We start from the raw sequence: 24683 nt of genomic DNA, 5'->3' as shown, positions 1-24683 counted from the left end.
ACCCCCGTCACATCCGGAACAGGCCGAATTGCGCCTTGTCCGGCACCGGCGCATTCAGCGCCGCGGCAAAGGCCAGTCCCAGCACGTCCCGCGTCTGCGCCGGGTCGATGACGCCGTCGTCCCACAGGCGCGCGGTGGCGTAATAGGGGTTGCCTTCTTCTTCATATTTTTGGCGGACGGGGGCCTTGAAGGCTTCGGCTTCCTCCGCGCTCCATTTGGCCGCATCGCGGTGGACGGTGGCCAGCACGGACGCGGCCTGTTCGCCGCCCATCACGCTGATGCGGGCGTTGGGCCAGGTGAAGAGGAAGCGGGGTTGATAGGCGCGGCCGCACATGCCGTAATTGCCTGCGCCGAAACTGCCGCCGATCAGGACAGTGACCTTGGGCACCTGCGCGGTGGCGACGGCGGTGACGAGTTTGGCGCCGTGCTTGGCGATCCCCTCCGCCTCATATTTGCCGCCGACCATGAAGCCGGAGATATTCTGGAGGAAGAGGAGCGGTATGCGGCGCTGGCAGGCGAGTTCGATGAAATGCGCGCCCTTTTGCGCGCTTTCGCTGAACAAGACGCCATTATTGGCGAGGATCGCGACGGGCATCCCCCAGATATGGGCGAAACCGCAGACGAGCGTGGTGCCGTAGAGCGCCTTGAACTCGTGAAATTCGCTGCCGTCGACGATCCGAGCGATGATTTCGCGCACATCATAGGGCGCGCGGACATCGTCGGGGATGATGCCGTACAGGTCGCTTGCCTCATATTTGGGCGGGCGGGGTTCGCGCAAGTTCAGGTCCGGCTTGCGGTCGGGTTGCAGGGTCGAGACGATGTCGCGGACGATGGTCAGCGCATGATCGTCGCTGTCGGCGACATGATCGACCACGCCCGATTTGCGGCCGTGCAGGTCGCCGCCGCCCAGATCTTCCGCCGTGATGACTTCGCCGGTCGCGGCCTGCACCAGCGGCGGCCCGGCGAGGAAGATCGTGCCCTGGTTGCGGACGATGACCGTCTCGTCGGACATAGCGGGGACATAGGCGCCGCCCGCCGTGCAACTGCCCATCACGCAGGCGATCTGGGGGATGCCCTGCGCGGACAGGTTCGCCTGGTTATAGAAGATGCGGCCGAAATGATCTCGGTCGGGGAAGACCTCCGCCTGATTGGGCAGGTTCGCGCCGCCGCTATCGACCAGATAGATGCAGGGCAGGCGGTTTTCGAGCGCGATCTCCTGCGCGCGCAGATGCTTCTTGACGGTGACGGGGTAATAGGTGCCGCCCTTCACCGTGGCGTCGTTGCAGCCGATCATGACCTGACGGCCCGACACCCGGCCGATCCCGGCGATCAGGCCCGCGCCGGGGACTTCATCGCCATAGAGGCCGTTGGCGGCAAGCTGGCCGATTTCCAGGAAGGGTGAGCCGGGGTCGAGCAGGCGCTCGACGCGGTCGCGGGGCAGGAGTTTGCCGCGCGCGGTGTGTTTGTCGCGCGCGCTGGCGGAGCCGCCTTGTGCGGCGGCGGCGACCTTGGCGCGCAATTCTTCGGCCAGGGCGCGGTTGTGTGCGACATTGGCGCGGAAGGCTTCGCTATCGCGCAGGACTTTGGTGTCGAGGATGGGTGCGGTCATATTGTTCTTACCCTGTATTGCGGGCCTGCGCCCCTCCACCGCCCTTCGGGCGGTCCCCCTCCCCCAGCAGGCTGGGGGAGGATTATTAAGCGCCGATGACCTCGCGGCCGATCAACATCCGGCGGATTTCGTTGGTGCCGGCGCCGATGTCGAGCAGCTTGGCATCGCGCAGATAGCGTTCGACCGGCCAATCCTTGGTATAGCCCGCGCCGCCCAAGGCCTGCACCGCTTCCAGCGCGACCTTCACCGCATTTTCCGATGCCAGCAGGATCGCGCCCGCCGCGTCGAAGCGGGTGGTGCGCCCGGCGTCGCAGGCTTTGGCGACCGCATAGACATAGGCGCGCGCGCTGTTGAGCGCGACATACATGTCGGCGATCTTGGCCTGCATCAGTTGGAACGTGCCGATGGCTTTGCCGAATTGCTTGCGGTCGCGGACATAGGGGATGACGGTGTCGAGGCAGGCCTGCATGATGCCAAGCTGTATGCCCGCCAGCACGGTGCGCTCATAGTCCAGGCCCGACATCAAGATGCCGACGCCGCCATTGAGCGCTCCCATGATATTGTCGTCCGGCACTTCGCAATCGTCGAAGATCAGTTCGGCGGTCGGGCTGCCGCGCATCCCCATCTTGTCGATCTTCTGGCCGATGGCAAAGCCCTTCATGCCCTTTTCGATGAGGAAGGTGGTGAGGCCCTGGCTGCCTTCGCCGGTGCGGGCGTAGACGACCAGCGTGTCGGCATAGGGCGCATTGGTGATCCAGAACTTGGTGCCGTTGAGGATATAGTGGTCGCCGCGCTTTTCGGCTTTCAGCGTCATCGACACGACGTCCGAGCCAGCGCCCGCTTCGGACATGGCGAGGCTGCCGACATGCTCGCCGGAGATGAGCTTGGGGAGATATTTCGCCTTTTGCGCGTCGCTGCCCCAGCGGCGGATCTGGTTGACGCAAAGGTTGGAGTGGGCGCCATAGGACAGGCCGATCGACGCGGAAGCGCGGGCGACTTCCTCTTGCGCGACGACATGGTCGAGATAGCCGAGGCCAAGGCCGCCCCATTCCTCCTCGACCGTGATGCCGTGCAGGCCAAGCGCGCCCATTTGCGGCCACAGGTCGCGGGGGAACCAGTCCTTCGCGTCGATTTCGGCCGCCAACGGCGCGATCTTGTCAGCGGCGAAGCGCGCGGTGCTTTCGCGGATCATGTCGGCGGTTTCGCCCAGGGCGAAATCGAAATTGCTCATTGGCCTCTCCTATTTGCCGCAAGACTAACGGAACCAGCCGCCAATTCAAAATTGAAAGAATTGGCATAGTGTCATAGATGGCATCTATGATCGAACGCTATCAGCTCCGCTATTTCCTGGCCGTGGTCGACCATGGCAATTTTTCGCGCGCGGCAGGTCATTGCAATGTGGCGCAGCCGACGCTGTCGGTCGGGATCGCCAAGCTGGAGCGGGCGCTGGGTGGAGCGTTGTTCCTGCGGTCCGGGCATCGGGTCGAGCTGACGCAGGCGGGATCGCGGCTGTTGGCCCATGCGCGGCGGATCGAAGGCGAGTTCAACCTGGCGCAGCAGGTGCTGGCAGGCGCAGCGCAAGGGCCGCTGACGCGGATGGGGGTAATCCGCAGCCTGCCGGGCGCGACGATCGCGGCGATTGCGCGCGCAGCGCGTGGCATTGACCCCGACGCGCGGCTGGAACTGGTGGAAGGAACCGAACGCGAATTGCTGGGCCATGTTGCGCGGGGGCGGATCGACTGCGCGCTGACGTTAGTGGGGCGGGGCAGCGACCGGTTTCTGGAAGAGCCGCTGCGCGAGGAGGGCTATGCGCTGGCGGTGCCGCTGGATCACCCGGCCGCCGGGCAGACGTCGGTCGCGGCCGAAACGCTGAACGAGGATGTGATGATCGTGCGGCGGCATTGCGAGGTGCTGTCGGATACGAGTCGCTTCTTTACCGAACGCGGGGTGCGGCCGCATTTCGCCTATCGGTCGGTCAATGACGAGCGGGTGATGCAGATGGTGGCGGCGGGGGTGGGCATCACGCTGATGCCGACCAGCTATGTTGCGCCCGATGTTGCCCGGCCCCGGCTGGCAGGGTTCGACCAGACGCGCACCATCGGGCTGCTCTATGCGACGACGTCCGAAGCGCTGGCAGCGTCACCCCCGCCGATCGTGGCGGCGGCGCGGAGCGTATTGGCGGACTGATCAGGTGCGCGGGGCGAGGCCGCCGATCAATATATCAACCATCGCGTCCGCGATCTCGCTGGGGGTCAATGGCCCGTCCGGCGCATGCCAACGGCCCGGCCAGTTGAGCGCCCCCGCCAGCGTGAAGGCCGTCATCCGCACATCGACCGGCGCGATCGAGCCGTCGGCGATCCCGTCCTCAATCAGCGCCCGGATCGACAGGTCGATCGCCCGCTTGCGCGCACGAAATAGCGCCGCGCCTTCGGGAGAGAGAAATTCGTCGCCGGTACGCACCACGCATCGGCCGAAATCGTCCATCATCACCAGGGCATAGCTGCGCAGGACACTGCGCAGTCGGGCAAGGCCATCGCCCGGCTGGGCGCGGGCGGTGTCGGCAGCGGCGCTGAGCAATTCCAGCCCGCGCGTCACGCACTCGATCAGCACCTGCTCCTTATTGCCCAGATAATGGTAGATGGTCGGCTTGCTGATCCCCAGGCTCGCGGCGACATCATCGAGCGAGGTTGCGTGGAAACCGCGCGCGTTGAACATCCGCACCGCCGCACGCAGCACGGCTTCGCGCTTTTCCTCGCGGTCACGCTCACGCTCTTCGCGTGATCGGAAGGGGGAGGGGGCAGCATTGGGCAGAGGCAAGTTCTTCTCCTTACGGCTCCACCCTTGACAAGAAACCCTTCGATAATCAATATACCGACGAGTATATAGGAGACGAATGGGTTTTATGCTGACGGAAATTCAGACGGCCATTCGCGACACGGTGCGCAGTTTCGCGCAGGAGACGATCCGTCCGCATAGCGTGCGCTTCGAGGCGGAGGGCGGCTATCCGCCTGAGCTGTTCGAGGAGATGGCGGGCCTCGGCCTATGGGGCATGACCGCGCCGGAAAGCTATGGCGGGGCGGAGGCGGACGCGGTGTCCTACGCGCTGGCGCTGATCGAACTGGCGGCGGCGGACGGCGCATTGTCTACCATCGTATCGATCCAAAACAGCATCCTCGTGTCCGGCCTGCTCAAGGATGGTAGTGAGGCGCAGAAGGCGCGTTTCCTGCCCGACCTGATTGGCGGGCGGATCATCGGTGCCTTTGCCCTGACCGAAGCCGATGCCGGATCGGATGCGTCCGCCGTGCGCACCCGCGCGACCAAGGTCGATGGCGGCTGGCGCATCAATGGCTCCAAACAGTTCATCACGTCGGGCAAGATCGCCGGACTGGTAATGGTCGCCGCCGTGACAGATCCCGATGCGGGCAAGAAGGGTCTGTCCGTGTTCATCGTGCCGACCGACCGACCCGGTTTCAGCGTCGACAAGGTCGAGCATAAGCTGGGGCAGGGGGCGTCGGACACCTGCGCGTTGCGGTTCGATGATATGTTCGTCGAGGATGATCTGCTGATCGGCCAACCGGGGCAGGGCTATCGCATTGCGCTTGCCAATCTGGAGACGGGCCGCATTGGCATCGCCGCGCAATGCGTCGGCATGGCGCAGGCGGCAATGGACATCGCGGTCGCCTATGCCAAGGATCGCAAGAGTTTCGGCAAGCCCATCATCGAGCATCAGGCGGTGGGCTTTCGCTTGGCCGATCTCGCCACCCGATTGGAAGCGGCGCGGCAACTGGTGCTGAACGCTGCGCGGGTCAAGGATGCGGGCCTGCCCTGCCTGACCGAAGCGTCGATGGCCAAGCTGTTCGCGTCGGAAGCCGCCGAACAGATCGTATCGGGCGCGCTCCAGACGCTGGGCGGCTATGGCTATCTGGAAGAATATGGCGTCGCCAAAATCTATCGCGATGTGCGCGTGTGCCAGATTTACGAGGGCACATCGGACATCCAGCGCATGGTCATCGCGCGCAGTCTTTGAGTGAGTTGGAGTTACGCGTAAATAATAATATCGTTCGTGCTGAGTAGGGGCTGAGCGAAGTCGAAGCCCCATATCAAAGCATTTGGCGCATTCCTTCGATACGCCATTTCGACTTCGCTCAATGGCTACTCAGGACGAAGGGTTCTTATTACAGTCATTTGCGCGCGAAGGCAGGTTTTTAGGAGAAGAAGATGCAGGACGATCCGGTAGTTATCGCCAGCTATGCCCGCACGCCGATGGGCGGGTTTCAGGGGGCCTTGTCCGGCCTCAAGGCCACGGAGCTGGGCGCTGCCGCAGTCAAGGCGGCGGTCGAGCGCGCAGGCGTTTCGGTCGATGCGGTCGATCGCATCTATATGGGCTGCGTCCTGCCAGCGGGCCTGGGTCAGGCGCCGGCGCGGCAGGCGGCTTTGGGCGCGGGGCTTGGCCTCAATACCGAAGCCACCACCGTCAACAAGATGTGCGGGTCGGGCATGCAGGCTGCGATCATGGCGCATGAGGCGTTGGCGTCGGGCGCGGTCGATGTGGTGATCGCAGGCGGCATGGAGAGCATGACCAATGCGCCTTATGCCCTGCCCAAGCATCGTAGCGGCGCGCGGATCGGCCATGACCGGATCATCGACACGATGATGATGGACGGGCTGGAAGACGCCTATGAACCCGGCAAGGCCATGGGTGTGTTCGCCGAAGAAGCGGTGCGCGACTATCAGTTCACCCGGCAGGATCAGGATGATTATGCCATCCGCTCACTCGAACGCGCCAATGCGGCAATCGGCAGCGGTGCCTTCGTGCGCGAGATTACGCCGGTGACGGTCAAGGGCCGGGGTGGCGATACGATCGTCGATACCGACGAACAGCCGGGCAAGGCGCGGCCGGACAAGATTCCCGGCCTCAAGCCCGCCTTCGTCAAGGATGGCACGATCACGGCGGCCAACGCCTCGTCCATTTCGGACGGTGCAGCCGCGCTGGTGATGACGCGGCAGAGCGTCGCGGACAAGCAAGGCATGAAGGTCGTCGCCCGCGTGGTCGCGACCGCAGGGCACGCGCATGAGCCATCGAAATTCACCACGGCCCCGGTTCCGGCGATGCGCAAGCTGCTGGAAAAGGCAGGCTGGTCGGTGGACGATGTCGATCTATTCGAGGTCAACGAAGCCTTTGCCGTCGTCGCGATGATCGCTGCCAAGGAATTGGGCATTCCGGCGGAGAAGCTGAACGTCAATGGCGGCGCGACCGCGCTTGGCCATCCGATCGGCGCATCGGGCGCGCGCATAGTCGCGACGCTGATCGGCGCGCTGGAAACGCGCGGGTTGAAACGCGGCGTTGCCAGCCTGTGCATCGGCGGTGGCGAAGCGACGGCGATGGCGATCGAGCTGGTCTGATAGTTTAGGGGTTGGATGTTATGGATATCAAGGGTTTGGCGGCCATTGTCACGGGCGGCGCTTCGGGCCTCGGCCGGGCGACCGCGACGATGCTGGCGGCGCAGGGGGCGAAGGTCGCGATCTTCGACCTGAACGAGGAAGCAGGCAAGGCCGTCGCGGCGGAATTGGGCGGGGTTTATGTCTCGGTCAATGTCGCCGATGGTGCCAGCGTCGCCGCCGGTCTGGACACGGCCGAAGCCGCACATGGCGTGGCGCGCATCCTGGTCAATTGCGCGGGGATCGCGCCTGCGGTCAAGACCGTGGGCAAGGAGAATGTACCGCATCCGCTCGACACCTTTGTGAAGACGGTGACCGTCAACCTGATCGGCACGTTCAACGTCATTTCCAAATTCTCCGCACGGCTAGCCGCTGCGGAAGAGATTGACGGCGAGCGCGGCGTCATCGTGAACACAGCATCTGTCGCGGCCTATGACGGGCAGATCGGACAGGCAGCGTACAGCGCATCGAAGGGCGGCGTCGTCGGCATGACTTTGCCGATCGCGCGCGATCTGGCGCAACATAAGATCCGTGTCATGACGATCGCGCCGGGCATTTTCTTGACGCCGATGCTCGAAGCTTTCCCGCAGCATGTGCAGGATGCGCTGGGCGCGCAGGTGCCGCATCCCAGTCGCCTGGGCAAACCGGCGGAATATGCGCAACTGGTCGAATCGATCGTCCGCAACCCGATGCTGAACGGCGATGTCATCCGCCTGGACGGCGCGATCCGCATGGCGCCGCGCTGATGGACGGGATCGCCTTTACGGTCGAGGACGGCATCGGGCGAATCACGCTTGATCGGCCAGAGGCAGGCAACGCCATCACCCTGCCGCTGGCGCGCGCGCTGCTGGCGGCCGCGATCCGCTGCCAGACCGACGCGGCGATCCGGTGTATCGTCCTGACCGGCAACGGGCGGCTATTCTGCGCGGGCGGCGATGTGCAATTGCTGGCTGGCGCTGGCGACAAGCGATCGGAAGTGTTGAGCGAGTTGATCGCGACCTTTCATGCCGCCGTCGCGCGGCTGGCGCGCGCGCCCAAGCCGCTGGTGACGCTGGTCAACGGCCCGGCGGCGGGCGCGGGGTTCAGCCTGGCGATGCTGGGCGACGTCGTGATCGGTGCGCGGTCGGCGCATTTTACCGCCGCTTATGGCGCGATCGGCCTGACGCCGGATGGTGGCCTTAGCTGGTTGCTGCCGCGCCTAGTGGGGTTGCGCACGGCACAGGACATCATCCTGACCAACCGCCGGATCAAGGCGGAGGAGGCCGAGGCGATCGGCCTGGTCACGCGGATCGTCGATGACGAAGCGCTGGCCGACGAAGGCCTGCGCGTCGCCACCACGCTCGCCGATGCGCCGATGGCGGCGCTGGCCGCCAGCCGCGCGCTGCTGGCAGACAGTTTCGAGACCGGGTTGGAGACGCAGCTGGACCGCGAATTGCGGAGCATGGCGGCGGCAGGCGCGGGACGGGAAAGTGAAGAGGGGCTGAGCGCATTGCTTGCAAAACGCCCCGCCAATTTCAGGGGAGTTTGAGACCATGGCCGACGCCTATATCGTAGAAGCCGTCCGTACCGCCGGTGGCCGTGCCCGCAAGGGCGGCCTGATCGACGTGCATCCCGCCGATCTTGGCGCGACCATCCTCAATGCGCTGGTCGATCGCACGGGTGTCGATCCCGCTGCGATCGAGGATGTCATCGTCGGCTGCGTCAGCCAGGCAGGCGAACAGGCCTTTGCCTTTGGCCGCAACCTGGTGCTGGCGTCGAAGCTGCCCGACAGCGTGCCCGCCGTGACGATCGACCGGCAATGCGGTTCCTCGCAACAGGCGCTGCATTTCGCGGCGCAGGCGATCATGTCCGGTACGCAGGATCTGGTGATCGCGGCCGGTGCCGAAAGCATGACGCGGGTGCCGATGGGCTCCAACTATCAGCTTCATGCCGCTGCCGGTGTCGGCATCGGGCCATGGCCCAAAAGCATCCAGAACCGCTATGGTGTGGCCGAGTTCAGCCAGTTTCATGGCGCGCAGATGATCGCCAACAAATATGGCTTCACCCGCGAGGATATGGACGCTTTTGCGCTAGCCAGCCATGCCAAGGCGGCCGCCGCAATCGACAGCGGTGCGTTCAAGGGCGAGATCGTCGGCGTGGAGACGCCCGAAGGCCTGTTCGATACCGATGACGGTGTGCGCCGCGGCGGCACGATGGAGGCGATGGCGAGCGTCAAGACGCTGGAGGAGGGCGGCACCATCACCGCAGCCAATGCCAGCCAGATGACCGATGGCGCTTCGGGCGTGCTGGTGGCGAGTGAGGCAGCGATCAAGCGCTTCAACCTCAAGCCCATTGCGCGCATCGTCAACCTGACGGTGACGGCGGGCGACCCGGTGATCATGCTGGAAGAGCCGATTCCGGCGACCCGGCGTGCGTTCGAACGGTCGGGCCTTAGCCTCAACGACATCGACCTGTTCGAGGTCAACGAAGCCTTTGCCGCGATCCCGATGGCATGGCTCAAGGCGATCGGTGCTGACCCGGCGAAGCTCAACGTCCATGGTGGCGCGATTGCGCTCGGCCATCCGCTGGGCGCCAGCGGCACCAAGCTGATGACCACGCTGATCCATGCGCTGCGCGCGCAGGGCAAGCGCTATGGCCTGCAGACGATGTGTGAAGGCGGTGGCGTTGCCAATGTGACGATCGTGGAAGCGCTGTAATGGGGATCAGGACACGCTTCACCGATCTGTGCGGGATCGAGCATCCGATCGTGCAGGGCGGCATGATGTGGGTCGGCCGGGCGGAACTGGCCGCGGCCGTCTCCAATGCCGGTGGCTTGGGCATATTGACCGCGCTAACGCAGCCGACGCCCGACGATCTGCGGCGCGAGATTGATCGTTGCCGCACCATGACCGACAAGCCGTTCGGGGTGAACCTGACCATCTTGCCGTCGGTCAATCCGCCGCCTTATGCGGAATATCGCAAGGCGATCATCGACAGTGGCGTCAAGATCGTCGAGACGGCAGGGCATAAGCCGCAGGAACATGTCGATGATTTCAAGGCGCATGGCGTCATCGTCGTCCATAAATGCACGGCCGTCCGTCACGCCCTATCGGCGCAGCGGATGGGCGTGGATGCGATCTCGATCGACGGGTTTGAATGTGCGGGGCATCCGGGCGAGGATGATATTCCGGGGCTGATCCTGATCCCGGCGGCGGCCGATAAGCTGACGATCCCTATGATCGCGAGTGGCGGTTTCGGCGACGGGCGCGGGCTTGCCGCGGCGCTGGCGTTGGGGGCGGACGGCATCAACATGGGCACGCGCTTCTGCGCGACGGTGGAAGCGCCGATCCATGAAAATGTGAAGCAGTTTCTGGTCGATAATGACGAGCGGGGCACGAACCTGATCTTCCGCAAATTCCACAATACGGGGCGCGTCGCCAAGAATAGCGTGTCGGATCAGGTGGTCGAGATATCGTCGCGCGACGGCGCGGTGTTTCAGGACATCCAGCCGCTCGTATCGGGCGCGAAGGGGCGGGTTGCGCTGGAAACGGGCGATCTGGACGCGGGGCTGGTCTGGGCCGGGCAGGTCCAAGGCCTGATCCACGATATTCCGACCTGCGACGCGCTGGTGAAGCGCATCGTGGCGGATGCCGAGGCGATCATCCGCGGTCGGTTGAGCGAGATGCTGAACGGCGAACAGGTCGCCGCCTGAGCGTCACTGTTCGATCAGCAGGGCAGCAAACGGCGGCAGGCTGGCCGACGATGCTCCGTTGACGGCGGTCAGGATGCGGCCTGACCCGTCAACGCCAGCGGGCCAGTTGATGGCCTCGCGCGACAGGTTGAAGATGCAGAGCAAGGACTGATCACCGCTGGTCCGGCGGAAGGCCAGGCAGGCGGTGTCGGCAACCAGGATGGCGAGCGCGCCATGGCGCAGCGCCGGGTTGGTCTTGCGCAGTGCCAGCATAGTGCGGGTGAAGGTGAGCAGGGAGTCGGGGTCGGCCTCCTGCGCGTCCACCGCCAGCGCGAGATGATCGTCGCCATGGGGCAGCCAGGGTTCAACGCTGGAAAAGCCCGCCTGTATCGCATCGGCCGACCAGGGCAGCGGCGTGCGCGCGCCATCGCGCGACAGGGTGAGCGGCCAGTTGGCGATGGCTTCGGGGTCTTGCAATCGCTCGAACGGGATATCGACCTGGGTGATGCCCAGTTCCTCGCCCTGATAGAGGATGGCGTTGCCGCGTAGCGCCATCAGCAGAACCATCTTCATGCGGGCAAAGGCTGGGCGATCTTCGGGCGCGCACCAGCGCGACAGCGCGCGCGGCGCGTCGTGATTTTCAAAGGCCCAGCTAGGCCAGCCCATGCCCGGCTCGTCCGGCCATTGGTCGACCGTCTCTGCCACTAGCGCTGGCGTGAGGGCGGGCGCGTAGAGGAAGGTGAAGCCATAGGCGCTGTTGAGGCGATGATCGCCGGCGGTAAAGGCCTTCATCTCCTGCTCGGCGAGCGCGCCACCGACTTCGGCGACCGTGAAGAGCGCGCCGTAGGCGTCGCATAGCGTGCGGATGCGTTCCACGAAGGGGACGATGGCGGGATGCGACTGGCTGTAGCATTTGATCTGGAAATCAAAGGGCCGGGTGCGGGGGCTGCCGTCATCGGGCGCGGGAGGATTGTCGCGGAAATCGGGGTCGTGCATCGCGTGGTTGAGCGCGTCGAGGCGGAAGCCATCGACGCCGCGGTCCAACCAGAAGCGCATGACGTTCAGCAACGCATCTTGAACCATCGGGTTATGGACGTTGAGCTGCGGCTGACTGGCCAGGAATTGGTGCATATAATATTGACCGCGCCGCGCGTCCCAGGTCCAGGCCGGGCCGCCGAATACCGATTGCCAATTATTGGGCGGGCTGCCGTCGGCCTTGGGATCGGCCCAGACATACCAGTCGGCCTTCTCATTGGTGCGGTCGGCGCGGCTCTGCACGAACCAGTCGTGGAGGTCCGAACTATGGGCATAGACCTGATCGATCGTGACTTTGAGGCCCAGCGCATGGGCGCGGGCGATAAGCGCGTCGAAGTCGGCGAGCGTGCCGAAGATCGGATCAACGCCGCAATAATCGGCAATATCATAGCCGAAATCGCGCATCGGCGAGGTGAAGAAGGGCGATATCCAGATCGCATCCACGCCCAATTTGGCGACATGCTCCAATCGCTGGGTGATGCCGTTCAGGTCACCCACGCCGTCATGATTGCTGTCCTGAAAGCTGCGCGGATAAATCTGGTAGATGACCGCGCCCTTCCACCAGGGCTGATCGGTCTTCGGGGACGCTGCTGTCATGGCTGGCCTTTTCGGGTCAGGGATTGGCGGTGGACGAAAATATCGACACACTCTTGCATGCCGGACGGGAGAGGTGAAGCCTGCGCATATCGTCGGTAGATTGCAGGATCCTCACAATGGCTATCACCCTCACCGCTTTTGCCCAATCGCCCGATCGCGGCCGGGGGCTGGCACGCGATATGGGGGTCAGATGGGCCTTGGAGGAAGTGGGTCAGCCTTATGCGGTTCGCTTGCTGTCCTTTGCGGCGATGAAGGAAGCCCCGCATCGGTCGTTGCATCCGTTCGGGCAAATCCCGACCTATGAGGAAGGGGATTTGAGGCTTTTCGAATCCGGCGCGATCATCCTCCACATCGCACAGCAGCATCCCGGCCTGTTGCCGGACGATGAAGTTGCGCGGGGGCGGGCCATCAGTTGGTTGTTCGCGGCGCTCAGCACGGTCGAGCCCCCGATCCTCCATCGCGAAAGCGCCCCGTTCACGCAACGCGACAAGCCTTGGCACGCGGAACGTCTGCAGATGATGGACGATCAGATTCATCACCGTCTCGACGCCCTGTCAAAGCATTTGGGTGATGCGGAATGGCTTGATGGCGCGTTCAGCGCGGGCGATTTGCTGATGGGCACTGTGCTGCGCCGGCTGACCACGTCCGGCCTGCTGACCGCCTATCCCAATCTATGTTCCTATGTCGCTCGTGGCGAGGCGCGCCCGGCCTTTCAGCACGCCTTCGCCGATCAGTTGGCGGTTTTCGCGCAGTCATCATAGAGGCAGCCGACCGCTGTGCGCAAAGCATGGATCAGCAGGTGATTCGCCGAGTCGCAATCAGTCATCGCCCATCACAACGCCACAGGGTAGCGATCAATTCCCCTACGGAAAGCGTTGCATTGCGCTACGGATGCAAATTTTGCAATCGCACTGACTTCTTTCGCACTTGCAGCAAAACGCCATTGGGGCGAAAACAAACTCGCCTTTCAGGCATCCTCTCCTAAAACTTTTACGGGCTGGTCTTCGGATCGGCCCTTTTTTTGTCTGGCGGCGCTTCATCCTCCGGCCCTGCAGGATCGACGCAGGCGGGTTTGGCCGGGTCGCGCCAGACGACCCCGACTTCGAGATAGGCTTCCAGTTCGCGCCAATGCCGGTCCCAGCCCGGCCCCCGCCTGGCGACGGGCACTTCCTGCTCCACCATCTGGCGGGCGCGGGTGATCGGATTGGCAGGCCGCTGGCCGATCCGCTCGACAATGTCGCGCAGGTCTTGCGGGCGGTCCTTGCTCATGGCTCTGCTTTCCTCCGCCGCGCTATCGACCGTGCCATGGCGCGGGAAAGGCAGAGAGGCAAGGGCGAAGAAGCGGGGTTCAGCGGCGCTGCGGCGCAGCATCCTTGCGCGGTTGCGGTGCCCGCGCGCTGATGATCAACTGATTGAGCCGCAGTTCATCCTGCGCACCGGCGGCACATTGCCGACAAAACCAATCCAGATACCGCGCCAATAACAGCATGGTCCCTCTCCATTTATCTTATGGAGAAAGCATATCATAAATAGGCGGCAGCGGAAGAGCCTATGCTTACTGGTCCGCGCCGATCACGCGATAGAGCAGGATGCGGTTGGAGACGAGCGCCAGGTCGGTGGCGATCGCCGACTGGCGAGCGGCATAGAGCGTGCGCTGGCTGGTGAGCGTCGTGAGGAAGGTATCGATCCCGGCGCGATAACGGTCTTCGGACAGGGCATAGGCCCGTTGGCTGGCGATCACCAGGCGGCGCTGGGCGGCCTGCTGCGCGTCGATCGTCCCGTCGCGGGCGAGGGCATCGGCGACTTCCCTGAAAGCGGTCTGGATCGCGCCCTCATATTGCGCCAGCATCATGTCGCGCTGCGCCTTGCTAAAGTCGATATTGCCGCGCACGGGGCCGCCGAAGATCGGCAGGCTCGCCGAGGGCGCGGCCGACCAGGCAAAGGCATCGCCGGTAAAGAGCGAGGACAAGGCCGAACTGGCAACGCCGATCGCCGAGGTCAAGCTGATCCGCGGAAACATCGCCGCGCGCGCCGCGCCGATATCGGCATTGGCGGCCATGAGCTGATGCTCGGCCTGCAGCACATCAGGACGCTGGAGCAGGATGTCGGAAGTGAGCCCGGCGGGCACCTTGGCGATGCCTGTGATCAGGCTGTCGAGCGAGGCCGGGAGCAGTGCGTCCTCGACGGGCGCGCCCGCCAGCAGGTCGATCGCATTACGGTCCTGCGCCACCTGCGTCACATTGGCGGCGACGTCCGAAGCGGCCTGTTCGACCGTGGTTTGCGCCTGATAGACGTCTAGCTTGCCCGTCAGCCCGGCGCCGTTGAGCGAACTGACGAGGTCGAGCGTGCGCTGCGCGCTGGCGAGCGTCTGGCGCGAGACGGCGAGCAACTCCTGGTCGGCGGCCAGTGTCGCATAAGCGCTGGCCGTCTCGGCAATGAGCGCGATGCGCGCGGCGCGCGCGCCTTCCTGCGTCGCCATATAGGATTGTAGCGCGGATTCCGACAGGTTGCGCAGCCGCCCGAACAGATCGATTTCGAACGCGCCAAAGCCGATGTCCGCGCTATAGCTATTTTGTCGCGCATCATTCTGGCGGACGAAGGCAGCGCTGGCATCGCCGGTCACGGTGGGAAGCTGGCTGGCGCGCTGGATACGATATTGGGCGCGGGCGGCCTGCACATTGGCGAGCGTGGCGCGCAGGTCGCGATTATTGGTGAGCGCGCGCTGAATGACTGTCTGCAACTTGGCATCGCCGACCAATTGCGTCCAGGGCAGGCCGGCCGCGCCCGCCTGCGCCGGGGCATAGGCTTCGCCCGTGGGCAGGGCCGCTGGAACCGGCGCAGCGGGGCGGACATAGGTCGGGGCCATGTTGCACCCCGCCAGCGTTAGCGCGCTGGTCAGCAGAAGGAGCGAGCGGGTCATGCGGGCAATCCTGCGTCCGGGGCCGGGTTTGGCGGCGGGGCTTTGGTTTTGGCCTTGCTATCGAACAGCCGCGCGATGGTGACGAAGAAGAGCGGGACATAGAAGATCGCCAGCAATGTAGCGGTCAACATGCCGCCGACGACGGCCGTGCCGATCGCGACCCGGCTCTGCGCGCCAGCACCGGTGGCGATGGCGAGCGGAATGACGCCGGCGATGAAGGCCAGCGAGGTCATCAGGATCGGGCGGAAGCGCAGCCTCGCGGCCTCGATTGCCGCCGAGAGCGGGTCTTTGCCCTGGCGATGCGCGAGTTCGGCAAATTCGACGATCAGGATGGCGTTCTTGGCGGCAAGCCCCATGGTGGTGAGCAAGCCGACCTGGAAGAAGATATTATTCTCCAGCCCGCGCGCCCACACCGCGATCACCGCGCCGACAAGGCCAAGCGGCACCACCAGCAGCACCGCGATCGGGATCGACCAGCTTTCATACAAAGCGGCAAGGCAGAGGAAGACGACCAGCACCGACAGGCCATACAGCAGCGGCGCCTGCCCGCCCGACAATTGTTCCTGATAGGATAGGCCGCTCCAGGCATAGCTGGTGCCTGCGGGAAGCTGCTGCTGTAGCTCTACGATGCGGTCCATCGCTTCGCCCGAACTGGCGCCTGCGGCCGCCTGGCCCTGCAATTCATAGGAGGATTGGCCGTTGAAGCGTGCCAGCGTGGACGGCCCCATCGTCCAGCGCGTGCTCGCAAAGGCGGAGAAGGGCACCATCTCGCCGGTGGACGCTGAACGCACCATCCAGTTGTCCAGATCGGTCGGCAGTGCGCGATAGGGGGCGTCGGCCTGCATGAAGACCCGCTTCACCCGGCCGCGATCCACGAAATCATTGATGTAGCGGCTGCCCCAGGCGGCGCTGAGGACCGAGTCCACATCGCTCTGACTCAGACCCAGGACGGCGAGTTTTTCGGAATCTACGTCGATCTTGAGTTGCGGCGTATCCTCCAGCGCGGCGGCGCGCACGCCTGCGAGCAACGGGTCTTTCGCGGCGGCGGCGATCAACTGGTTGCGCAGTTCCAGAAAACGGTCGCGGCTTAACCCACCGGTGTTGAGCAGTTGAAAGGTGAAGCCATTGGATTGGCCGAGGCCGCGAATGGCGGGCGGGGTCATCGCCAGCACCCTGGCATCGCGAATGGCCGACAATTGCTTGTTCGCGCGCTCGGCAATGCCGCCTGCGCTGTTAACCGCGCCCTTGCGATCTTCCCAGGGGGCCAGGTTGATGAAGCCTTGGGCCACATTCTCGCCCTGACCCTGGAAGCTGAACCCCGTCATGATGAAGGCGAAAGCGACATTATCCTTTTCGTCATTCAAAAAGTAGTTCTGCACCTGCGCCGCGGTTTCGGTCGTGCGGCTGGACTTGGCACCGGCGGGCAGCGTCATCTGCACCATCACCTGGCCCTGATCCTCGACGGGCAGGAAGCTGGAGGGCAAGCGCACGAACAGCAGCGCGAGGATGCCAAGGATCACGACATAGCCGACCCAGAACAGCTTGCGGCGTCCCAGCATCTGCTCGGTGCGGCGGATATAGCCGTTGGTCAGCCGATCGAACCAGCGGTTGAACTTGCCCGACCAGCCATGATTGCGCCGTTCGTCATGCACGGGTTTGAGCAGGGTGGCGCAGAGTGCGGGCGAGAGAATGAGCGCGACCACGACCGAGAGCAGCATCGACGAGACGATGGTGATCGAGAATTGGCGATAGATGACGCCGGTTGATCCGCCAAAGAAAGCCATGGGTAACAGCACGGCGGACAGGACGAGGCCGATGCCGACCAGCGCGCTGCCAATCTCCTCCATCGACTTGATCGTCGCGTCGCGGGGCGACAGCCCCTCCTCCTCCATGATCCGCTCGACATTTTCGACGACGACGATGGCGTCATCGACCAGCAGGCCGATCGACAACACCATCCCGAACAAAGTGAGCGTGTTGATGGAATAGCCGAATAGCGCCAGCACGCCGAAGGTGCCGAGCAGCACGACGGGCACCGCAATGGTGGGGATAAGGGTCGCGCGCCAGCTTTGCAGAAAGACGAACATGACCACGACAACCAGTAAGACAGCCTCGATCAGCGTCTTGATGACTTCATTGACGGACAGTTTGATGAACGGCGTGGTGTCGCGCGGATAGACGAGCTTATAGCCATGGGGCAGGTTTTGAGACAGTTGCTCGACCCTGGCCTTAACCAGTTCGGCGGTCTTGAGCGCGTCGGCACCGGGCGCAAGTTGCAGCGCCATGCCCGATGCGGGATGGCCGTTCAGCCGCGCAGCGGTGGTGTAGCTCTCATTGCCTAATTCCACGCGCGCCACGTCGGACAGGTGAACGATCGATCCGTCGCGCTGCGTCTTGACGACGATATTGCGGAACTGTTCGGGGGTTTCCAGCCGCGATCGCGCGGTAACCGTGGCGTTGATCTGCTGCCCGGCGGGTGCGGGGTCAGCGCCGATCTGCCCTGCGGACACTTCGACATTCTGCGCCGATATGGCGCTCTGCACGTCCGAGGGCATCAGTTTGACGGCGGCGAGCTTATAGGGATCAAGCCAGACGCGCATCGCATATTGCGACCCGAAAATCTGGGTCGCGCCGATCCCCTCGATCCGCGCGATCGGATCTTGGAAATTATTGACCAGATAGTCCGAAATATCGGCCTGAGTCGCCAGGTCGGTCTCGTCATAGAGGCCGACCAGCATCAGGAAGTCGGTCTGGTGCTTGGTGACCGTCAATCCCTGCTGCTGCACCGGATTGGGCAGGCGGCTGAGCGCCTGTTGCACGCGGTTCTGCACCTGCACCTGCGCGGTGTCGGGGTCGGTGCCCTTCTGGAAGGTTACGGTGATCTGCGACCGGCCCGTCGCCGAGGATGAGGACGAGAAATACATCAGCCCGTCGATGCCGGTCAGCTGCTGTTCGATGACCTGCGTAACGGCGGTTTCGACGGTGTCGGCCGATGCACCCGGATAGGTCGCACTGATGCCGACGCCGGGTGGCGCAATGTCGGGATATTGGGCGATCGGCAGCGAAAACATCGCCCCCAGCCCCGCCAGCATGATGCCGATGGCGATGACCCAGGCAAAGATCGGCCGTTCGATGAAATAGCGACTGAGCATGGCTTATTTCGATGCCGCGACAGGCTTGACGACATCGTCGGGCTGGACCTTGCCCGTGCCTTCGACGATCAGCCTGTCGCCGGCCTTCAACCCCTTGGTGATCAGCCATTTGTCGCCGATCGCCTGCCCCGCTGTCACAGTGCGGCGCTCGACCTTGTTCGCGCTGTTCACCACCAGGGCGGTGGCATTGCCCTTGGGATCGCGGGTGATGCCCTGTTGCGGCGCCAGGATCGCGCCGGGCACGACCGATTGCGGGGCGACGACGCGCACGAACATGCCGGGCATTAACAGCCCATCGGGATTGGGGAAGCGCGCGCGCAGCGTCACGGTGCCGCTGTTGACGTCGACAATTGGCTCGGCGAACGCGATCACCCCCTCCTGCGGATAGTCGCTGCCATCCTCCAGTTTCAGGCGGATGGTCGCGCTGGCGGGCAGGGTCTGGCCCGACGCCAGCGACCGGCGCAGGGCGAGCAATTGGTTGCTGGACTGGGTGACATCGACATAGATGGGGTCGAGTTGCTGGATCGTCGTCAGCGGATCGGCCTGGCTGGCGGTCACGAGCGCGCCCGGCGTGAACAGGGTGCGACCGATACGCCCGCTGATCGGCGCGCGGACCAGGGTGAATTGCAGGTTGACGTTGCTGGTCTGCAGGCTGGCGCGGGCCTGCTGCACGGCGGCGCTGGCCTGCCGCGCGGTGGCGGTGACATCGTCACGATCCTGCGCGCTGACGGCTTCGCTGTCACCCAGCGATGTGTAGCGGCGCGCCCTGGCCTGCGCCGCCATCTGCGTCGCCTGCGCGCTCGCCAGCGCGGCCTGCGCTTCGTCGCGGGAGGCACGATAGAGGCGTTCGTCAATCTGATAGAGCGGCTGCCCGGCGGTCACCATCGCGCCTTCTGTGAACAGGCGTTTCTGGATCAGGCCAGCAACCTGGGGCCGGACTTCGGACATCATCGCCGACACGGTGCGGCCTGGCAGTTCGCTCGCCACGGTGACGCTCTGCGTGGTCAGGGTGACGACACCCACTTCGACCGGGCCTTTTTGCGGTGGCTTGGGGTCGGCGCAGGCAGCGATCAATATGCAGAGCGCCAGAGGCACGGTGCGAAGAGGCGAGGGCATAGAGTAGCGTCGATCCTTGCGTGAACCAGGCGGAGCCTCGCGTCATCGGCGGGCCGACCGGACACGGGGGGAGGGGGAGGGATCGTGCGCCGGACGGACGTGAGCCGCTGACGTCGCGAGGACTCCGCTTGGCGTCGGCTAGGGGGTGCCGACGCTCTCGTCCTGACGCTTTTGCCTGTCACATGGTAGAGCGACTTATGGTCGGGCTGTCGCATCGCCTCGCCGCCGCGTAACGCTTTGTATCAGCCTGTAGCAGGGTGCGGAGAAGCGCAGACTTTTGCCGGTACGCACGATAGAAGACCGCATGATCGACCCTTCCCTTCCTCCTGCCGCCACGGTGCTGGTGGTCGATGACGATGCCGATATTCGCGACCTGATCATCGGGCAGTTGCGGCAGGAAAATTACCGGCTGCTGGGTGTCGGCAGCCTGACCGAACTGCGCCAGACGCTGCGCGGGGAGACGATCGACCTCATCGTGCTGGACCTCAACCTGCCCGATGGCGACGGCTTGTCGCTGTGCCGCGAGCTGCGGGCCGAGGGGTCGGCCGTACAGATCATCATGGTCACCGCGCGCGGCAGTGCAATCGACCGGGTACTGGGGCTGGAGCTGGGCGCGGACGATTATCTGACCAAGCCGTTCGAACCGCGCGAATTGCTGGTGCGTATCCGCAACCTGCTGCGGCGCGGGCGGAGCGAACCTGTGGCACCGGCCGAGGCGATGCGCTATGCCCATTTCGGGCCATGGCGGCTGGACCTCGTGCAACGGCGGCTGGTAGCGCCCGACGAGCGATTGGTGATGCTCTCGTCGGCGGAATATCGCCTGCTTTGTCGCTTCATCGAGGAACCGAACGTCGTTCTGGCGCGCGAGGCGTTGCTGCCCGAACGACGCGCGACCGCCGCTTTCGACCGGACGATCGACCTGCAGATCAGCCGGTTGCGGCAGAAGCTGGCGGTCTTGCCCGGCGGTAGCGAATTGATCCTGACGGTGCGCGGGGAGGGTTATGTGCTGGCCAGCGCGGTCGATTATTCATGATCCGTCGGTCCTTGTCGCGCGTACCGGTCTTCTTCCGGTCCATGACGGGCCAGATTTTCGTGATCCTGACGATCGGCATGTCGGTCGCCGCCATCATCGCACTGATGGTCGCCGAACAGACACGGCGGCATGATTTCGAACGAGTGCGGCGTCAGCGGGTGGTGGCGAGCGCGATGGACATTGCCGACCGCTTGCGCCGCGATCCCGCGCGGATCGAGGCGATGATGGCGACGCACAGCATCATCGGTGCCTCGCCTGCCCCCGCCGGGGTCGCGATCAACGAGCCGGACGCCGACCTGCAGGTGACGCTGGCCGACCGCCTTGGGCCGCGTTCGCTGCCCGAAGCCGGGCAGGTGCCGCTTGGCCTGTGCTTCCCCGATTTCGCCCGGACGACCGAGCGCGCGGCCGGGCTGGTCGATGCGCCGCGACCCGATTGCTGGGTTGTCCGTTTCACCGACAGCAGTGGCCAGCGGCGCGCGCTGGCCCTGACCTTCCCGCGCCTCGCCAAGCCGCTGCGGGTCATCTATAATCCGCTCTACCTGATGGTCATCATCGCCGCGTCGGCCGGACTGGCGATCCTTGTCGCGCGCTTCGTATCCAAACCGTTACGCCGTCTCGAACGGGCGGCCGAAGCCTTTTCCGTATCGCTCGACCCGGAGGAGATTCCCGAACGGGGGCCAGAGGAAGTGCGCGCCGCGCTTTCCACCTTTAACCTGATGCAGCGCCGCGCCCGCGCCGGTTTTGCCGAGCGCACGCAATTGCTCGCGGCGATCAGCCACGATCTTCAGACGCCGATGACGCGGATGCGGCTGCGGCTGGAATTGATGGAGGAGGGCGAGTTGCGCGCGCGCCTGCTACAGGATCTGCAGGCGATGCAGACGCTGGTGCGGGAAGGGCTGGACCTTGCCAGCAGCACCGAAGCGCGCGAGCCATGGTCGCAACTCGACATCGACTCGCTGCTCGCCAGTATGGCCGAGGATGCGCAGGAACTGGGCGCGCCGGTGCGGTTCATCACGGGATGCGGCGGTACGGTGCGGGTAAAGCCCAATGCGCTGACCCGGTGCATCGGCAATCTGGTCGACAATGCGATCAAATATGGCGGCAGCGCCGACATAAGCTGCGCGCGGACCGGCGGGCGCGTGCTGATCCATGTGCGCGACCGGGGGCCGGGCATTGCGCCCGATCAGCTCGACCAGATGTTCGAACCGTTCACGCGGGGGCCAAGCGGCCAGCCGGGCGGTCGGCACGGTACGGGCATCGGCCTCACCATCGCCCGGTCGCTGGCGATGAGTTTCGAGGCATCGGTGCGCTTGCGCAATGCCGATGATGGCGGATTGATCGCCACCATCGACATGAAGGGGTAGGCAAAGGCTGCGTTACGCCGACAAGGCCTGCCAGCCAGCGATGAAGGCGCGCGCCGCTTCGCCGACCTGCGCCGCGGTCGCGCCGGGCTTGTAGAGCGCCGAGCCAAGGCCGAACCCGTTGGCCCCGGCCTGAACCCAGGGGGCCATATTGCCGGGGTTGATGCCGCCGACGATCAGCACCGGCAGATCCTTCGGCAGGACCGCGCGCTGCGCCTTGAGCAGGGCAGGGGTGGCGGCTTCCGCCGGGAAGAGCTTGAGCGCCGTTGCGCCCGCCGCGATCGCGGCAAAGGCTTCGGTCGGGGTGAAATAGCCCGGCATCGAAATCATGCCAGCCTTCGCGGTCGCGGCGATCACGGCGATATCGCTATTGGGCGAGATGACAAGCTGTCCGCCCGCCTGCCGCACCTGTTCAACCTGCTCGACGGTCAGCACCGTGCCCGCGCCGACCAGTGCCCGTCCCTCGAACCGGCGCGCCAGCCGGGCGATGCTGTCGATCGGGTCGGGCGAGTTCATCGGCACTTCGATGAGGGTGAAGCCCGCTTCGACCAGCGCGTCGCCGATCGGTTCGACCTCGTCTGGCTGCACGCCGCGCAAAATGGCGACCAGCGGACAACGGGTAAAGGCTGTGGGGAAATCCAGGCTCATGCAATCTGCTCCCAAAGGCGGGTCATGCCCGCGATAAAGGCGGCTTCGCTATCGACCATGACGGCCGTGCCGCCCAGTTCCGTGATGGCGCAGCTGTAGAGGGCGCCAAGCGTCGGGTCGGCCAACAGGTGGACGGTGGCGCCGGTCGCATGGGCGGCGCAATCACTGCCGATCAGCAGGCCGCTGGCGAAGGACGCGGCGTCCGCGCGGTCGCGCAGGCCAAGCAGGCCCGCCGGACGGATGGCGAACAGCGAGGCGAGCATATCCCCGCGTTTGGCTTCCCGCACGCCCGCCAGGAAAGCCTCGCCTGCTATGACCGGACCGGTCATATCTTGTCCGATCAGGGCATGGGCCTTGAGCAGGGCGAACATCTCGCCAGTCATGGCCGTGACGAAGGCGGCGATCGCGCCATCGCGCATCCACGCCCATTTGCAATGGGTGCCGGGCTGGCACAGCAGCGCATCGGCGGGCACCAAGCCAGCGGCGACCGCGCCCAGCAATTGCACTTCCTCGCCCCGCATCACGTCGCCCCGGCCGTCGGCAACATGCGACACACCGGGCACGATCATGACGCCGTCCGCGGGATGCGCCATCGCGGCCGCCAGCGTATCGAGCGTCGCGGGCGTCGACACATAGCCCGCATCGATCCAGCCGCGATTGGACCCGACCATCCCCGCCAGCAACAGCGGGCCGCCGCCCAGCCGCTCGCGCAGGCGATCGACTTCCTGCGCAAAGCCGCCAGCCGGCACCGATGTCACGCCCAGCGTATCGCGGTGCGTCGCGACCACTGCGCCATTCTCGATCCGATAGGCGCGGCGATTGGTCGTGCCCCAATCGACGGCGATGAAATGCTCCATTCCCATATTGTCCGAGTATATCGAGGCCTTTGCAAAGGCAACGCTGTTGGTCGCCGGTCCGTGCTAAGGGTGTGACCGTTCAATCATATTGCCATATCCGTATGCCTGGGATACTTTCGGAACGATTGGCAAGATCGGTCGACGGGCAAAGATAAGCGCGCGACGAAAAGGGGAGAGGATGTTGGCTATGATCCACCGTTTATATGGCCGCATGATGGTCGGCCGATGAGCGCGGTCGAGCGTTTCTCCACGCGTCTCGTGCCGCCGCAAAGTCGCCAGCTCTTCTGGCGCGAGGTGGTGGCGGAGGCCTTTCCCGGCATGACCGCGCATGCGCCCGAAGGGATAAAGGCGGAGCTTGCGCGCTGGTCGCTAGGCGGCGTCGGCTTTGCCCGCGCGCGCAGCGAGAGGGCGCAGGTCAGCCGGGTCGTGACGGAAGGCGAGGAGCGGCACCTGTTGCTGCATTTGCTTCACCGGGGATCGATGACGATGATCCATGGCGACCGCAGCAGCATGGCGCGCGTCGGCGACGTCGTCATCGCCGATGATCGCCATCCTTACGCCATCGACATTTCGCAGTTCAACGACTGCCTGATCCTGCAGGTGCCGGTGTCGATGATGGGCGACGAAATCGCCGCGCGCGATTGGCACGGCTGTCTGGTGCCATCGACCAACCCGCACGTCCTGTTCCTGGCCCATGTGTTGCAAGGCCTATGGTCGCAGCGCGACCAGCTCACCGCACTGGACGATGAGGCGGGCGTGCTGCTGGCCGATGCAGCACGGCTGCTTTGCCGACGCAGCGTGCTCGATCGACCGGCGATCGCCATGCCGCGCTCGCCGGTCGATTATGCGCTGGAGCATCTGGGCAATCCAGACCTTGGCACGGCGCTGATCTGCGAAGCGCTCGATCTCTCCCCCCGCGCGGTGCAAAAATGCTTCTTTCGCCATGTCGGCCTGACGCCGACCGCGTTCATCACCACGCGGCGGCTCGAACGGGCAGCGGGCTTGCTGGCCCGTGACGATGGCATGACGATCACCGACGTCGCCTTCGACGTCGGTTTCAGCGACTCCGCTTTCTTCACCCGCTGCTTCCGCCGTCATTTCGGCGTGTCGCCCAGCCAGTGGCGCAGCGGCCAGGGTGGTTCGCTTTTGTCCTGATCCCCGGTTCGCCCCTATCCAAGACGTGGCGGGGCCCGCCGCCTATGATGGCCGACAACACACCGGGACAGGTGGGCCATTATGGGAGGAT

Annotated in this window: 22 protein-coding genes; 11 read left to right on the top strand and 11 right to left on the bottom strand. The window is 64.8% G+C overall.

Features of this window, described 5'->3' with window-relative positions; genetic code table 11:
• Nucleotides 1-7 precede the first annotated feature (7 nt).
• Together SxD43FB_RS12000 and SxD43FB_RS11995 are read right to left on the bottom strand one after the other, a co-directional pair.
• Nucleotides 8-1609: a carboxyl transferase domain-containing protein gene (locus SxD43FB_RS12000; RefSeq protein ID WP_096062379.1), complete on the bottom strand. Its 1602-nt coding sequence runs from the start codon at nucleotides 1607-1609 to the stop codon at nucleotides 8-10.
• A gap of 85 nt (nucleotides 1610-1694) precedes the next feature.
• A complete protein-coding gene (locus SxD43FB_RS11995; RefSeq protein WP_096062378.1) occupies nucleotides 1695-2840 on the bottom strand; it encodes an isovaleryl-CoA dehydrogenase in 1146 nt (381 codons plus the stop codon).
• 86 nt (nucleotides 2841-2926) lie between these two features.
• Here SxD43FB_RS11995 and SxD43FB_RS11990 point away from each other — a divergent pair, with 86 nt between their 5' ends.
• Nucleotides 2927-3796, top strand: coding sequence for a LysR substrate-binding domain-containing protein (locus tag SxD43FB_RS11990; RefSeq protein ID WP_096062377.1), 870 nt, complete (start codon nucleotides 2927-2929; stop codon nucleotides 3794-3796).
• On the opposite strand, the gene SxD43FB_RS11985 is transcribed toward SxD43FB_RS11990, so the two are convergent.
• Nucleotides 3797-4426 (bottom strand): TetR/AcrR family transcriptional regulator, encoded by a 630-nt coding sequence (locus tag SxD43FB_RS11985; RefSeq protein WP_096062376.1) that lies wholly within the window; start codon nucleotides 4424-4426, stop codon nucleotides 3797-3799. It abuts the gene before it with no gap.
• A gap of 85 nt (nucleotides 4427-4511) precedes the next feature.
• Here SxD43FB_RS11985 and SxD43FB_RS11980 point away from each other — a divergent pair, with 85 nt between their 5' ends.
• The 6 genes from SxD43FB_RS11980 (at nucleotide 4512) to SxD43FB_RS11955 (ending at nucleotide 10739) form a co-directional block, all read left to right on the top strand.
• Nucleotides 4512-5636 (top strand): acyl-CoA dehydrogenase family protein, encoded by a 1125-nt coding sequence (locus tag SxD43FB_RS11980; protein WP_096062459.1) that lies wholly within the window; start codon nucleotides 4512-4514, stop codon nucleotides 5634-5636.
• Between the two features lie 191 nt (nucleotides 5637-5827).
• Entirely contained in the window at nucleotides 5828-7012 is a 1185-nt protein-coding gene (locus SxD43FB_RS11975; protein WP_096062375.1) for an acetyl-CoA C-acyltransferase, read from the top strand.
• Between the two features lie 20 nt (nucleotides 7013-7032).
• Nucleotides 7033-7794 carry a 3-hydroxyacyl-CoA dehydrogenase gene (locus SxD43FB_RS11970; RefSeq protein ID WP_096062374.1) on the top strand — a complete coding sequence of 254 codons (762 nt, stop codon included), beginning with the start codon at nucleotides 7033-7035 and terminating at the stop codon, nucleotides 7792-7794.
• Nucleotides 7794-8576, top strand: coding sequence for an enoyl-CoA hydratase/isomerase family protein (locus SxD43FB_RS11965; RefSeq protein WP_096062373.1), 783 nt, complete (start codon nucleotides 7794-7796; stop codon nucleotides 8574-8576). Before SxD43FB_RS11970 ends, SxD43FB_RS11965 begins: the two co-directional genes overlap by 1 nt.
• A 4-nt stretch (nucleotides 8577-8580) precedes the next feature.
• Nucleotides 8581-9744, top strand: a complete 1164-nt coding sequence (locus SxD43FB_RS11960; protein ID WP_096062372.1) for an acetyl-CoA C-acetyltransferase — start codon at nucleotides 8581-8583, stop codon at nucleotides 9742-9744.
• Nucleotides 9744-10739: a nitronate monooxygenase family protein gene (locus SxD43FB_RS11955; protein WP_096062371.1), complete on the top strand. Its 996-nt coding sequence runs from the start codon at nucleotides 9744-9746 to the stop codon at nucleotides 10737-10739. Before SxD43FB_RS11960 ends, SxD43FB_RS11955 begins: the two co-directional genes overlap by 1 nt.
• 3 nt (nucleotides 10740-10742) lie before the next feature.
• On the opposite strand, the gene SxD43FB_RS11950 is transcribed toward SxD43FB_RS11955, so the two are convergent.
• A complete protein-coding gene (locus tag SxD43FB_RS11950; protein ID WP_096062370.1) occupies nucleotides 10743-12350 on the bottom strand; it encodes an alpha-amylase family glycosyl hydrolase in 1608 nt (535 codons plus the stop codon).
• A gap of 116 nt (nucleotides 12351-12466) precedes the next feature.
• On the opposite strand from SxD43FB_RS11950, the gene SxD43FB_RS11945 reads away from it, so the two are divergent.
• A complete protein-coding gene (locus tag SxD43FB_RS11945) occupies nucleotides 12467-13111 on the top strand; it encodes a glutathione S-transferase family protein (protein WP_096062369.1) in 645 nt (214 codons plus the stop codon).
• A 229-nt stretch (nucleotides 13112-13340) separates the two neighbouring features.
• Here SxD43FB_RS11945 and SxD43FB_RS11940 read toward each other — a convergent pair whose 3' ends face one another.
• The 5 genes from SxD43FB_RS11940 to SxD43FB_RS11925 form a co-directional block, all read right to left on the bottom strand.
• Nucleotides 13341-13619 carry a hypothetical protein gene (locus SxD43FB_RS11940; protein ID WP_176482761.1) on the bottom strand — a complete coding sequence of 93 codons (279 nt, stop codon included), beginning with the start codon at nucleotides 13617-13619 and terminating at the stop codon, nucleotides 13341-13343.
• Nucleotides 13620-13698: 79 nt separating this feature from the next.
• Nucleotides 13699-13839, bottom strand: coding sequence for a hypothetical protein (locus SxD43FB_RS25250; RefSeq protein WP_176482763.1), 141 nt, complete (start codon nucleotides 13837-13839; stop codon nucleotides 13699-13701).
• A gap of 66 nt (nucleotides 13840-13905) precedes the next feature.
• A complete protein-coding gene (locus SxD43FB_RS11935) occupies nucleotides 13906-15270 on the bottom strand; it encodes an efflux transporter outer membrane subunit (RefSeq protein ID WP_096062367.1) in 1365 nt (454 codons plus the stop codon).
• Nucleotides 15267-18422 (bottom strand): efflux RND transporter permease subunit, encoded by a 3156-nt coding sequence (locus tag SxD43FB_RS11930; RefSeq protein WP_096062366.1) that lies wholly within the window; start codon nucleotides 18420-18422, stop codon nucleotides 15267-15269. The genes SxD43FB_RS11935 and SxD43FB_RS11930 overlap by 4 nt, the downstream gene beginning before the upstream one ends.
• A 3-nt stretch (nucleotides 18423-18425) precedes the next feature.
• Complete coding sequence (locus SxD43FB_RS11925; RefSeq protein WP_096062365.1) at nucleotides 18426-19538, bottom strand: efflux RND transporter periplasmic adaptor subunit; 1113 nt, start codon at nucleotides 19536-19538, stop codon at nucleotides 18426-18428.
• 304 nt (nucleotides 19539-19842) lie between these two features.
• On the opposite strand from SxD43FB_RS11925, the gene SxD43FB_RS11920 reads away from it, so the two are divergent.
• Together SxD43FB_RS11920 and SxD43FB_RS11915 are read left to right on the top strand one after the other, a co-directional pair.
• Nucleotides 19843-20571 (top strand): response regulator transcription factor, encoded by a 729-nt coding sequence (locus SxD43FB_RS11920; RefSeq protein WP_069064320.1) that lies wholly within the window; start codon nucleotides 19843-19845, stop codon nucleotides 20569-20571.
• On the top strand, nucleotides 20568-21935 hold the full coding sequence (locus SxD43FB_RS11915; RefSeq protein WP_096062364.1) for an ATP-binding protein: 1368 nt from the start codon (nucleotides 20568-20570) through the stop codon (nucleotides 21933-21935). Before SxD43FB_RS11920 ends, SxD43FB_RS11915 begins: the two co-directional genes overlap by 4 nt.
• A gap of 12 nt (nucleotides 21936-21947) precedes the next feature.
• Here the strand turns inward: SxD43FB_RS11915 and SxD43FB_RS11910 are convergent, their stop codons facing one another.
• Nucleotides 21948-22580 carry a 2-dehydro-3-deoxy-6-phosphogalactonate aldolase gene (locus tag SxD43FB_RS11910; RefSeq protein ID WP_096062363.1) on the bottom strand — a complete coding sequence of 211 codons (633 nt, stop codon included), beginning with the start codon at nucleotides 22578-22580 and terminating at the stop codon, nucleotides 21948-21950.
• Nucleotides 22577-23443 (bottom strand): 2-dehydro-3-deoxygalactonokinase, encoded by an 867-nt coding sequence (locus tag SxD43FB_RS11905; RefSeq protein ID WP_037473203.1) that lies wholly within the window; start codon nucleotides 23441-23443, stop codon nucleotides 22577-22579. Before SxD43FB_RS11905 ends, SxD43FB_RS11910 begins: the two co-directional genes overlap by 4 nt.
• 219 nt (nucleotides 23444-23662) lie before the next feature.
• Here SxD43FB_RS11905 and SxD43FB_RS11900 point away from each other — a divergent pair, with 219 nt between their 5' ends.
• Entirely contained in the window at nucleotides 23663-24592 is a 930-nt protein-coding gene (locus tag SxD43FB_RS11900) for an AraC family transcriptional regulator (RefSeq protein ID WP_096062362.1), read from the top strand.
• Nucleotides 24593-24683: the final 91 nt, after the last annotated feature.

The sequence above is a fragment of the Sphingobium sp. D43FB genome (assembly GCF_002312805.1).
Classification (GTDB): domain Bacteria; phylum Pseudomonadota; class Alphaproteobacteria; order Sphingomonadales; family Sphingomonadaceae; genus Sphingobium.
Note: the sequence above shows the minus strand (reverse complement) of the source record. Positions and strands in the feature narration are given on the sequence as shown.